Source organism: Labrys methylaminiphilus subsp. lupini (assembly GCF_051161885.1).
Taxonomy (GTDB): Bacteria; Pseudomonadota; Alphaproteobacteria; order Rhizobiales; family Labraceae; genus Labrys.
Genome location: NZ_JBMDIH010000001.1, coordinates 5,012,818 through 5,025,092, shown reverse-complemented (window position 1 = coordinate 5,025,092; position 12,275 = coordinate 5,012,818). Strand labels below are relative to the sequence as shown.

Below are 12,275 nucleotides of genomic sequence, written 5' to 3'. Positions count from 1 at the left end.
CCATGATGGGTTTGATGTCCGGGACGGCCCGGGCCCTTTTAAGAGGAGGGCCTGATGGCCTGGGTCTATCTTGTTATCGCCGGCATCTTCGAAGTGGTGTGGGCCTTCTACATGAAACAGTCGGAAGGCTTTTCGAAGCTGGTGCCGACCGTGATCACCTTCGTCACCATGGCCATCAGCTTCGGCCTGCTGTCGATCTCGATGCGCAGCCTGCCACTCGGCACCGCCTATACGATCTGGACCGGTATCGGCGCCGTCGGCGCCTTCATCGTCGGCGTGCTCGTGCTCGGCGAACAGGCCAACGCCATGCGCATCGTCGCCGCTGCCCTGATCGTCACCGGCCTGACCATGATGAAACTGTCGACACCGGCCTGACTTCTTGTCGGAGCGCGGACATCGCGAAATGCTCGCATGTCGCTGTGGAGTCCGCGCTCCATTTCTCTCAGATCAGAACCTGCGTGCCGATCTCCACCACTCGGTTGGAGGGGATGGAGAAATAGTCACTGGCATCGTCGGCGTTGCGGGCAAGGATCATGTAGAGCCTGCGCTGCCAGCGCCACATCAACGGCTGCGCCCCGCCGCGCAAATGCCGGCGCGACAGGAAGAAGGAGGTATCCATGATGTCGAAGGACCAGCCGGCCCTGCGGCTGAGCGCCAACGCCTTGGGCACATTCGGGCTTTCCATATAGCCGAACTGCACATGCATCTTGGTGAAGGAGGCCGAGATCTCTTCGAGGGTGATGCGGCCGCCACCCGCAACCACCGGTTCCTCCACGGTCTGGATGGTGAGGATCGCCACCTTCTCATGCAGGGCCTTGTAGTGCTTGAGGCTGTGCAGCAGCGCAGTGGGGGCGTAGTCGGGATCGCTGGTCAGGAAGATCGCCGTACCCGGCACGCGGGCGACCGAGCCCTTCTCCAGGCTCTTGACGATGGTCATCAGCGGCACCTCGGTGCGCCGTGTCTTCTCCAGCACCAGCCGGGTGCCGCGCCGCCAGGTGATCATCAGGATCATCAGGGCCGCCGCGATCATCAGCGGCACCCAGCCGCCATCATGCACCTTGAGCAGATTGGCGGAGAGGAAGACGAGATCGATCAACAGGAAGGGCGCGATCACCAGGGCCGCGGCCAAGGCCGACCAGCGCCAGACCTTCCAGATTACCAGGAAGGCCATCATCGCCGTCACCACCATGGTCGTCGTCACGGCGATGCCATAGGCCGACGCCAGGCGCGAGGAACTCTCGAAGGCCAGCACCAGGATCAGCACACCGACCAGCAGGATGCCGTTGACCTGGGCGATATAGATCTGGCCCGACTGGTGCTCGGAGGTATGCGCCACCTTCATGCGCGGCAGGAGGCCGAGCTGGATGGCCTGGCGCGTCAACGAATAGGCCCCGGTGATCACCGCCTGGCTCGCGATGATGGTGGCGATCGTCGCCAGAACCACCATCGGCACCAGGAAGAGCGGGTTCTGCGGCACCAGCATGTAGAAGGGGTTGGCGAGAATTTCCGGAGATGGATTGCTCAGCACCAGCGCGCCCTGGCCGAGATAGTTCAGCGCCAGCGAGGGCAGCACCAGCGTCATCCAGGCCATCTGGATCGGCTTGCGGCCGAAATGGCCGAGATCGGCATAGAGCGCCTCGGCCCCGGTGACCGCCAGGAACACCGCACCAAGCGCCACGAAACCGATATGGCCGTGGCTGAGCATGAATTCCACGGCATGCCAGGGATTGAAGGCTGCGAGGATCACCGGCGCATCCTTGATGTGCCATAGGCCCGCCAGGCCCATCACCACGAACCACAGCGCCATGATCGGCCCGAAGAAGGCGCCGACACGGGCGGTGCCATGGCTTTGCACCGCAAACAGCCCCACGATGATCGCCACGGTAATCGGCACCACAAAGGGATCGAAGGCCGGCGTCACCAGCTTCATGCCCTCCACCGCCGAAAGCACGGACACAGCGGGCGTCAGGATGGCGTCGCCATAGAACATGGCCGCCCCGATGGTGCCGAGCAGCAAGAGTACGGTGCCGGAGCGCCCGAGCGCGCGCTGGGCCAGCGCCATCAGCGTGAGTGTGCCGCCCTCGCCCTTGTTGTCGGCCCTGAGCAGCAGCAGCACATATTTGAGCGTGACGATGACGATGAGCGCCCACAGGATCAGTGAAATCACGCCGAGCACCGCTTCCTGGCTCATCAGCCTGCCGCCTTCGGTCGCCGCATGCAGCGCCTCGCGGAAGGCATAGAGCGGGCTGGTGCCGATATCGCCATAAACGACGCCGATCGAGCCGAGCGTCAGCGCCCAGAAGCCATTGCCACGGCTGCTGGCTTCCTCGCCGGTGTCGGCGCTATGCGTAAGCCCCATACGGGCCTCCGTTGGATAATGTCGGAGTTGGGTAGAGTGACGATCAAGAGCGCGAATGCCCTCGTCAGGCAAGCCCATCCCCCGTTTGTGCAGTGCAACAAACGCGCTCTCTTACACTTTCCCGGCTTTGCGGCATAGGGGACCTGCAGCGCCGCATAGCAGATCTGCTTCTTGGCTGCTCAGGCAATACACCGTCCTCGTGAAGGCAGGAAAATAGCGCGTGCGCGATGCATCGCCCTGCCTTCAGACCCTGAAGGCTATCAGATCAGCACCTGCGTACCGATCTCCACCACCCGGTTGGACGGAATGGAGAAATAGTCGCTGGCATCGTCGGCATTGCGGGCGAGGATCATGTAGAGCCGGCGCTGCCAGCGCCACATGCTCGGATGCTTGCCGCCGCGCAAATGCCGGCGCGACAGGAAGAAGGAGGTGGACATGATGTCGAAGGACCAGCCGGCCTTGCGGCACAGCGCCAGGGCCTTGGGCACGTTCGGGCTTTCCATATAGCCGAACTGTACCTTCATCTTGGTGAAGGAAGCCGAGATCTCCTCGATCGAAACCCGCCCGCCCCCCGGCACGATCGGATCGTCCGTGGTCTCGATGGTCAGGATCGCCACCTTCTCGTGCAGCGCCTTATAGTGTTTGAGGCTGTGCAGCATGGCGGTCGGGGCATAGTCGGGATCGCTGGTCAAGAAGATAGCCGTGCCCGGCACACGGGCAACCGAGCCCTTCTCCAGGCTCTTGACGATGGTCATCAGCGGCACTTCGGTGCGCCGCGTCTTCTCCATCACCAGCCGGGTACCGCGTCGCCAGGTCACCATCAGGGTGATCAGCCCAAGGGCGATCAGGATGGGCAGCCAGGCTCCTTCGAACAATTTGAGCAGATTGGCCCCGAGGAAAATCAAATCGATACACAGGAAGGGCACGATGATCGCTGCCGCTGCCCAGGGCTTCCACAGCCAGACCCGCCAGATCACCACGAAGGCGAGAATGGCATCCACCACCATGGTCGTGGTCACGGCGATGCCATAGGCCGAGGCGAGGCGCGAGGAGCTTTCGAACACCAGTACGAGCAGCACGACGCCGGCGAGCAGGATGCCGTTGACCTGCGCGATGAAGATCTGGCCCGACTGGTGTTCCGACGTATGCGAGATGCGCACGCGGGGCACCAGGCCGAGCTGAACGGCCTGCCGGGTCAACGAAAAGGTGCCGGTGATCACCGCCTGGCTGGCGATGCTGGTGGCGATCGTTGCCAGGATCACCAGCGGCACGACGAAATAGGGCGAGGCCGGCACCAGGCGATAGAACGGGTTCTCGAGCGCACTGAAATCGTTGAGCACCAGCGCGCCCTGGCCGAGATAGTTGAAAGTCAGCGCCGGCAGAACCAGGCTGAGCCAGGCTGTCTGGATCGGCTTGCGCCCGAAATGGCCGAGATCGGCATAAAGCGCCTCACCACCGGTGACGGCCAGGAACACGGCTCCCAGCGTGACGAACCCGATATGGCCGTGAGTGAGCAGGAATTCGGCGGCGTAGAAGGGATTGATCGCCGCGATGATGCTGGGATGCTGCAGGAAATTGATGAAGCCGATGACGCCGATCAGCGTGAACCATACAGCCATGATCGGACCGAAAAGGGCGCCGACCCGGGCGGTGCCATGGCTCTGCACCAGGAAGAGGGCGACGATGATCACGAGCGTCAGCGGTACCACGAAGACATCGAAACCAGGCGCCACCAGCTTGAGGCCTTCCACCGCCGACAACACCGAGACGGCCGGGGTGATCATCGCGTCGCCGTAGAACATCGAGGCGCCGACGATGCCGAGCAGCACGATGGGCGCGCCTGTACGGCCGAGGGCGCGCTGGGCCAGCGCCATCAGCGTGAGCGTGCCGCCCTCGCCCTTGTTGTCGGCGCGCAGCAGCAGCAGCACATATTTGAGCGTGACGATGATGATCAGCGCCCACAAAATCAGCGAGATCACACCGAGCACGGCGGTGGAAGTGACGTTCTTGCCGCCATCGGTGGCAGCATGGGCGGCTTCGCGAAAGGCATAGAGGGGGCTCGTACCGATATCGCCATAGACGACGCCGATAGAGCCGAGCGTCAACGCCGCAAAGCCGCCGCTATGCTTGTGTTCCGTGGTGTCTTCGCCATTCTCGACGGCGTTCGCGAGCCCCATGCGGGCAACTCCGTTTTGACCTGTTGGGATGGTTTCGATCGGTCGATCGCCACAAATGCGATCTTCGCTCTCCAAAATGCGGCATTCCGGAGCGTTCCACTCCAGAGGCCGCCGATCACATCAGGGTCGAACGGCAAATGGCGACACGCCGATCGAGCGCAGGATATCCACCAAGATACGCTATCTGGGGGCTGGGCCTCATACACTCTTCTGCCGGACGGGCATAGAGGGCTGCAACCCCTTTGACCAACAACTCCCCAGTCAATCGGTCTGAGACAAGGCGTAACCTACAATCTTCCGGCGTGCATCATCGCGAAGGCGACACATCCTGTGACGGTTTCGGACAAGCCGATTCGATTGCGATCGGCTACCTATCTCTTATGCGACGCCGCGTCGCATTCGGAACAGCTTCTCTCTTAATTTTTCCGCAACCACCGCATTCCACGCAGCTACTGCTAAGAAAGTTATTTTCATTTCCGTGAAAATATGTCTCAACTGAGCAGAACAACCGCCCCAGAGGGAACCAGCATGGCCCAAGACCCGAAAAAGCCACTGAGCGACATTGAAATCGCGCGTCAAGCCAAGATGCAGCGCATCGAGGCGATTGCCGAGAAAGCCGGCATTCCCGACGAAGCCTTCGAGCCCTATGGCAAGCATATCGCCAAGATCGATCTCGACAAGATCCCCGGCCTGCAGGATCGTCCCGACGGCAAGCTGATCCTGGTCACCGCCATCAACCCGACCCCGGCCGGCGAAGGCAAGACCACCACCACTGTCGGCCTCGGCGACGGCCTCGCCCGCATCGGCCGGAAGACCATGATCTGCCTGCGCGAGCCCTCGCTCGGCCCCTGCTTCGGCGTGAAGGGCGGCGCGGCCGGCGGCGGTTATGCCCAGATCGTGCCGATGGAGCAGATCAACCTGCACTTCACCGGCGACTTCCACGCCATCACCTCGGCGCATAATCTGCTGTCGGCGATGATCGACAACCACATTTATTGGGGCAATGCGCTCGGCATCGACACCCGCCGCGTCACCTGGCGCCGCGTGCTCGACATGAACGACCGCTCGCTGCGCGCCATCAATTCCTCGCTCGGCGGCGTTTCCAACGGCTTCCCGCGCGAAGACGGCTTCGACATCACCGTGGCCTCCGAAGTCATGGCCGTGTTCTGCCTCGCCAAGGATCTCGCCGATCTCGAGGCGCGCCTCGGCAAGATGATCATCGGCTATACCCGCGACAAGAAGGCGATCACGGCCGCCGACATCAAGGCCTCCAGCGCCATGACGGTGCTGCTCAAGGACGCGCTGAAGCCCAATCTGGTGCAGACGCTGGAAGGCAACCCCGCCTTCGTGCATGGCGGCCCCTTCGCCAATATCGCCCATGGCTGCAACTCGGTGACCGCGACCCGGGCCGGTCTCAAGCTCGCCGACTATGTGGTGACCGAAGCTGGCTTCGGCGCCGATCTCGGTGCCGAAAAGTTCTTCGACATCAAGTGCCGCAAGGCCGGCCTTACCCCGGCTGCCGTGGTGATCGTCGCCACCGTGCGCGCCCTCAAGATGCATGGCGGCGTGCCGAAGGACCAGCTCGGCAAGGAGAATCTGGAAGCCTTGCGCAAGGGTCTGGCCAATCTCGGCCGCCATGTCGAGAATGTGCGCAAATTCGGCGTATCGGCCATCGTCGGCATCAACCACTTCATTGCCGACACGCCGGCCGAGCATGAGCTCATCGCCCAGGTCTGCAAGGAACAGTTCGGCGTCGACGCTGTGGTCTGCAGCCACTGGGCCGAGGGCTCGAAGGGCACCGAGGAGCTCGCGCGCCGCGTGGTGGCGCTGGCCGAGGCACCGCATCCGCTCGACGGCCGCGGCTTCCGCACCCTCTACCCGGACGAGATGCCCCTCTGGGACAAGATGAAGATGATCGCCAAGGAGATCTATCGCGCCTCGGACATCATCGCCGACCAGAAGGTGCGCGACCAGTTCAAGGACATCGAGGCCGCCGGCTTCGGCCATCTGCCGATCTGCGTGGCCAAGACGCAATACTCCTTCTCGACCGATCCGAACCACCGTGGTGCGCCTGTCGATCATGTCGTGCCGATCCGCGAAGTGCGCCTGTCCGCCGGCGCCGGCTTCCTGGTGGTGGTCTGCGGCGAGATCATGACCATGCCAGGCCTGCCACGCGTGCCCTCGGCGGAATTCATCCGCCTCGACACCAAGGGCCAGATCGAAGGCCTGTTCTGAGCCAGCATTTGCCATGCCGGTCGTTTGGTGCGACCGGCATGGCAACTCCGGCTCAAGCAACGTTTCCACGTGTGCCCTCAGCCTCCGCCACGGGCTTCGTTCAGGCCATGGGCGGCGTCTGGCAGGTCGCATCATCAGTTGCAAAACAAGAGGTGGCCAAGCGGATGAAAGCATCAGCATCTGCGATGCCTTCCCGTACTGCCATACCCCACCAGCCATGAAAAACCCCGCGGTCCAGTGAACCGCGGGGTTGGTATTTTCAATCGTTGCAGGCGTAAGAACTACCTGGGAAGCTCAAGCTTCCGACTGTGCCAGGATCGTTCGACACAGCGTGGTTCCCACCTCAATATTCACGATAATACCGGCGGGGACGTTCACGATAACCCCAGCCGCCGTCACCACGCCAACCACCACCACGCCGGTAACCGTAGCCGTAGCCGCGGTCACGAACACAGCCATAAGGGGAGCGGTGCATTCCATAGGGGCACAAACGACGAGCTTGCTGGACGAGGCCGTTGTCAGCCTGTGACTGCGCGGCTGGTGCCATCGGCATTGCCGAGGCCAGCTGCGGAGCAAACATCATGCTTCCGGCGGCCAGGCCAGCTGCCATAAACAGCTTCAAGGATAGTTTCATAGCTGCCTCCCTCAATTTCAATATTCAATGTCTAGCAGCATGATCTGAATGCAAGGTGAACAGAGGGGGCTATGCGGGAAACCGGCGCTCTGCTCTCATGCTCTCCTTGCCGATTTCTGATGACGCGCCGGCAATTAATCAGCAGCTGTCGTACTGAGTCGGCAGGGGACGGCCGGTCTAAAGACCGGCCCACCCGGAGGGCCTAGAGCCGGCCCTTCTTGAAGCCCAGTTCGTAAACCTGCCAGGCGAGCACGGCCAGCATGGCGACTGTGACGATCCAACGGCCGTAGACCGGCAGCAAATGGTCGCTGAGAATCGGCGAAAAGATCTGGAAATAGGCTGCGGCGGGCAGGATGAGCGCCAGCTGCGCCGGCCGCCCCAGATCGTTGTAGCGCTTGGCGCCGACGAAATAGATACAGACCGAGACCAGCACCATCACCACATAGAGCACGTCGATCGCGAACAGCGACAAATAATAGGGGATCGTCATCAGCCTGGTATGTTCGCGCGCGACCTCGTCGACCAGGGCTTCGGCCGCCGCCGGATTGCGCGGCAGGACATGGTTCAGCCCAAAGGCTGCTGCCACCAGCGCAGCCAGGATCAAGGCCAGCACCGCCATGGCACGCCACCAAGTCTGCCTGTTGATGCTACCCTTGTCGTCACGAAACAGGAAACGGGCGCTGTGAGCGCCCAATAGACCAGCCATATCTTCTCCGCAGCCTGCCATCCCGCCGGCTTCTAGAGCAAAGCGCGTTTAAACGGAAACGCTGCTTTACTCTCGCTGTGTGGTTCCAAGCCAATCCAATGGATTGGCCAGAGCGTCTTTGCGGTTCTTGGCGATGCCGCCAAATCGCAAAACACTCTATTCGACCACGCCGACGAAAGGCAGCTGACGATAGGAATGGGCGACATCCATGCCGTAGCCGACCACGAACAGATCGGGGCACTCGAAACCGATGAAATCGGCCTTGATGTTGACGGCGCTCTTGCCTGGCTTGTCGAGCAGCACGCAGCTCAGCACCTGCTTGGCGCCACGCGCGGCGAGCAGGTCCTTGGCGAAAGCCAGGGTGCGGCCCGATTCGAGGATGTCGTCGACCAGGAGGATGTTGCGCCCGCGCACGTCGCTTTCGACGTCATGCAGAATGTTCACCGTGCCGGTCGACACGGTCGCTTCGCGATAGCTCGACAGATGCACGAATTCCACCTCGGGCGCCATGCCCGCTTCGTGCATGGCCCGAAGGAGATCGGCCGCAAACACGAAGGAGCCTTTCAGCACCGCCACCACGAGCAGATTCTCGAGATTGCGTGCCTTGATCTCCTGCACCAGCGACGCATTGCGCTTGGCGATCGTCTCGGCGTCGAACAAAACTTTGATATTACGCGACGTGGCCATCGAACTCCTCATTTCTGCCGGCACCATAACCGCAGGAGGGCATGGGCGACAATGGCGTTGGAGTCCCGTCCACCGGCCACCCACAGGCGCCCGATCGCAACGGCCCACCGTCATCGGGAGGCGCATGGGATAAGGGGGATCTCGCGAAGGTTAAATTCGTTGTCATTTCGTTAACGTTAACACCTCGTTAACGCCCTCCCGGCAGAGTGCAGCCGAGGCGGTCGGGGCCGTCTTGGGGAGATTCTGTCTTGGTTCGGTTCGAGAATGTGGGATTGCGCTACGGGATGGGCCCGGAAGTGCTGCGCGACGTCAGTTTCGACCTGCCCGCCAATTCCTTCCAGTTTCTCACCGGTCCTTCCGGCGCCGGCAAGACCACGCTGCTGCGCCTGCTCTTCCTCACGCTCAAGCCAACCCGCGGCCTCATCCACACCTTCGATCAGGAAGTGACGACCCTCTCCAAGCACGCACTTGCCGAGACGCGGCGGCGTATCGGCATCGTCTTCCAGGATTTCCGCCTGCTCGATCACCTCACCACCTACGAGAACATCGCCCTGCCCCTGCGCGTTCAGGGCCAGGATGAGGCGCGCTACCGGCCCGAAGTGGTCGAATTGCTGCATTGGGTCGGCCTCGGCGAGCGCATGCATGTGCTCCCGCCGGTGCTGTCGGGCGGCGAGAAGCAGCGCGCCGCCATCGCGCGCGCCTTGATCGTGCGCCCCGAACTGCTGCTCGCCGACGAGCCGACGGGCAATGTCGATCCCGCTTTGGCACGTCGCCTGCTGCGCCTGTTCATCGAACTCAACCGTTCCGGCACCTCGGTGGTGATCGCCACCCATGACGAGAGCCTGATGGAGCTCTTCCCCGCTCGCCGCCTGCGCCTCGAGGACGGCCATGTCACGGTGCAGGAGCCGGCGTCATGGTCTTGAACGACAGAGCGCAGCCTGCCGGCCGGCGCGCGGAGACACTGATCCGCCCCGCGGCTCCGATCGTGCCGTCGGGCTCGATCGCCGGGCGCTCTTTGATGGCCGTGGTGGCGATCATGACCTTCCTGGTCGCCCTCACGGCCGGCGGCGTGCTGCTGATCGCGGGCGCCGCCGCCGATTGGGGCTCGCAGATTTCCCGCGAGGTCACCATCCAGGTTCGCCCCGTGGAGGGCCGCGACATCGAAGCCGAGATCGCCAAGGCCGTCGTCGCCGCCCGCGCCACCGAAGGGATCAGCGACGTGCAGATCTATTCGCGCGAGGAAACCGAGCGCATGCTGGTGCCCTGGCTCGGCGAAGGCCTCGACATGGGCGACCTGCCGATCCCGCGCCTCATCGTGGTGAAGATCACCCCGGGCAGCCTGCCGGACTTCGCCACGCTGAAGAAGACGCTGACCGAGACCGTGGCCGGCGCCAGCCTTGACGATCACCGCTTCTGGATCGCGCGCCTGGCGGCCATGGCCCGGGCCATGGTGCTGGCAGGCCTCGCCATCCTCGTGCTGATGGTCATCGCCACGGCCCTGTCGGTGGTGTTCGCCACCCGCGGCGCCATGGCTGGGAACAAGGACGTGGTGGAGGTGCTGCATTTCGTCGGCGCCCATGACAGCTTCATCGCCAACGAATTCCAGCGCCATTTCCTTTGGCTCGGCCTCAAGGGCGGGCTGATCGGCGGCGGTGGCGCGGCGCTGACCTTCCTCGTCGCCCATATGCTCGCCTCCCGCTTCACCGCCACTGCGGCGGGCGACCAGATGGAGGCCCTGTTCGGCTCCTTCAACATGGACTGGCGCGGCTATGCCGCCATCGTCGCGGCAGTCGCGCTCATTGCCATCATCACCGGCGTCACCTCGCGCATGACGGTTCACCGTGTGCTGCGAGGACACATATAGGGGTCATCCATGAGCGTCTGGCAGGGCTCCGCGCCTATTCCGCTACACACCCGCGCCGCCGACCCCATTTTTGCCCAAACCATCCGCAAGAATTTCGGCTACGGCAGATTGGCCAGGTTTGACAGACTGGTATGGGCGCGTCCGATGCGGCAGGCCTCGGCAATCACTGGCATGGTTTCCCCGGCCCAGGCGGAGCACCCGCCGAAGCGGCCACGGCGCTGGCTGCGCTGGATCCTGGAGATCACCGGTGCCTGCCTGCTGTTCTTTACCGCGGCCGTGGTGACGGATTTCGCCTATTTCGTCTCCAGCCTGCAGAACCAGACGCCCAACCCTGCCGTGAGGGCCGATGGCATCATCGCTCTCACCGGCGGCGCCGACCGCATCAGCGAGGCTTTCGACCTGCTCAATCAGGGTCGCGCCAAGCGCCTTCTCATCACCGGCGTCAACAAGGCAACCAGCCAGCAGGCCCTGGCCGGGCACACGGCCGGCGGTGTCGAGGTGCTCGATTGCTGCGTGGATATCGACCGCAATGCCCTCAACACCCTCGGCAATGCCCTGGAAACGGCACGCTGGGTGCGCGACAAGCATTTCAAATCGATCATCGTGGTGACCTCGAACTATCACATGCCGCGTTCGCTCTTGGAACTGCGCCGGGTGCTGCCGGATACCACCCTGATCGCCTATCCCGTGATCTCGCAAAATCTCAAGCTCGATTCCTGGTGGATGGATCCGGTCAGCGTCCGCCTGCTGCTGTCGGAATATGTGAAATATGCGAGCGCCACCTTCCAGCTCCGGATGGAACGGGCCACGGCGGACAGGGTTACGGCGCGAGCCGAATGAGGAGCGTTTCGAAGGAAATATCTTGCGCTCTTCCATGCCAGAAAACCGCTGGTGTCACCGACATTTGAAACAGGGAGCCATGCCATGCGCTTCACCAGAACGATATGCGTTCGTTTGCTGGCGGCGACTTTTCCGTTGTTCCTCGGTATCGCGGCACAGGCCCATGCCAAGGAGGGTGCGATCGAGGCAACCGTTACCGGAAACGACCAGCAGGCCGGTTTCCGTGCGGCCGTCATGAAGCAGGCGATCAAGTATAATCTTGCAGGCTCAGCCAAGAACGAAGCCGACGAAATCGTTCACTTTACCCTGCAGGGCGACAAAAAGCGGATCGACGCAGCCCTTGCGACCATTCGAAAAGGCACCAAGAGATCATCCGGAATCAACGTCGCCACAAAGCCTGCGGCGGTGGACCCCGCCCTGAATTCATTCACGATCGTGGATTGGACGTCGTCGAGCCGAAATATCACCAATAAATACACGCTCGTCTTCAAACGACGGACAGACGACACGGTGATTTCAAAAAAGGACGTCAAGGCGGAGTGGCATCAGATACTCGAAAACACCCTCGCCCCCGAGGACAGGCAGAAACTCCGGCCCGATGACTGACGCTTGCAGCACCATGCGTCGACCTGTTGAATCGCTGCCAGTCCAGGCGGAAAATTCGTTGGATCCAGCCAATCCCCGGCGGGCGAAGTGGCGGATTTCGCTCCCTTGCAAATGGCTGCTATGACGGCATCGCCGTCGGCGCTCGATCCGCTATTCGGGCAGTGGCG

The 12,275-nt window shown here is 62.6% G+C and carries 11 protein-coding genes; 6 read left to right on the top strand and 5 right to left on the bottom strand.

Annotation, left to right across the window (positions count from 1 at the left end; all coding sequences use genetic code 11):
- Positions 1 to 54: 54 nt before the first annotated feature.
- Entirely contained in the window at positions 55 to 375 is a 321-nt protein-coding gene (sugE, locus tag ACN6KF_RS23605; protein WP_434959192.1) for a quaternary ammonium compound efflux SMR transporter SugE, read from the top strand.
- Positions 376 to 442: 67 nt separating this feature from the next.
- On the opposite strand, the gene ACN6KF_RS23600 is transcribed toward sugE, so the two are convergent.
- Both ACN6KF_RS23600 and ACN6KF_RS23595 read right to left on the bottom strand, forming a co-directional pair.
- Positions 443 to 2,359 carry a potassium transporter Kup gene (locus ACN6KF_RS23600; protein ID WP_434959191.1) on the bottom strand — a complete coding sequence of 639 codons (1,917 nt, stop codon included), beginning with the start codon at positions 2,357 to 2,359 and terminating at the stop codon, positions 443 to 445.
- Between the two features lie 260 nt (positions 2,360 to 2,619).
- Positions 2,620 to 4,536, bottom strand: coding sequence for a potassium transporter Kup (locus ACN6KF_RS23595; RefSeq protein WP_434959190.1), 1,917 nt, complete (start codon positions 4,534 to 4,536; stop codon positions 2,620 to 2,622).
- A gap of 528 nt (positions 4,537 to 5,064) precedes the next feature.
- Between ACN6KF_RS23595 and ACN6KF_RS23590 the strand changes: the two genes are divergently transcribed.
- Positions 5,065 to 6,771, top strand: coding sequence for a formate--tetrahydrofolate ligase (locus tag ACN6KF_RS23590; protein WP_434959189.1), 1,707 nt, complete (start codon positions 5,065 to 5,067; stop codon positions 6,769 to 6,771).
- Positions 6,772 to 7,114: 343 nt separating this feature from the next.
- Here the strand turns inward: ACN6KF_RS23590 and ACN6KF_RS23585 are convergent, their stop codons facing one another.
- From ACN6KF_RS23585 to hpt, 3 genes are all read right to left on the bottom strand, one after another.
- Positions 7,115 to 7,405, bottom strand: a complete 291-nt coding sequence (locus ACN6KF_RS23585) for a hypothetical protein (RefSeq protein WP_434959188.1) — start codon at positions 7,403 to 7,405, stop codon at positions 7,115 to 7,117.
- 202 nt (positions 7,406 to 7,607) lie between these two features.
- Positions 7,608 to 8,111, bottom strand: a complete 504-nt coding sequence (locus ACN6KF_RS23580; RefSeq protein ID WP_434959187.1) for a hypothetical protein — start codon at positions 8,109 to 8,111, stop codon at positions 7,608 to 7,610.
- 156 nt (positions 8,112 to 8,267) lie between these two features.
- Positions 8,268 to 8,798 (bottom strand): hypoxanthine phosphoribosyltransferase, encoded by a 531-nt coding sequence (hpt, locus tag ACN6KF_RS23575; RefSeq protein WP_434959186.1) that lies wholly within the window; start codon positions 8,796 to 8,798, stop codon positions 8,268 to 8,270.
- A 248-nt stretch (positions 8,799 to 9,046) separates the two neighbouring features.
- On the opposite strand from hpt, the gene ftsE reads away from it, so the two are divergent.
- The 4 genes from ftsE (at position 9,047) to ACN6KF_RS23555 (ending at position 12,108) form a co-directional block, all read left to right on the top strand.
- Positions 9,047 to 9,721, top strand: coding sequence for a cell division ATP-binding protein FtsE (gene ftsE / locus ACN6KF_RS23570; RefSeq protein WP_434959185.1), 675 nt, complete (start codon positions 9,047 to 9,049; stop codon positions 9,719 to 9,721).
- On the top strand, positions 9,712 to 10,662 hold the full coding sequence (locus ACN6KF_RS23565) for a cell division protein FtsX (RefSeq protein WP_434959184.1): 951 nt from the start codon (positions 9,712 to 9,714) through the stop codon (positions 10,660 to 10,662). Before ftsE ends, ACN6KF_RS23565 begins: the two co-directional genes overlap by 10 nt.
- Before the next feature lie 9 nt (positions 10,663 to 10,671).
- Entirely contained in the window at positions 10,672 to 11,502 is an 831-nt protein-coding gene (locus ACN6KF_RS23560; protein ID WP_434959183.1) for a YdcF family protein, read from the top strand.
- Between the two features lie 84 nt (positions 11,503 to 11,586).
- Positions 11,587 to 12,108 (top strand): acylphosphatase, encoded by a 522-nt coding sequence (locus ACN6KF_RS23555; RefSeq protein ID WP_434959182.1) that lies wholly within the window; start codon positions 11,587 to 11,589, stop codon positions 12,106 to 12,108.
- Positions 12,109 to 12,275 lie beyond the last annotated feature (167 nt).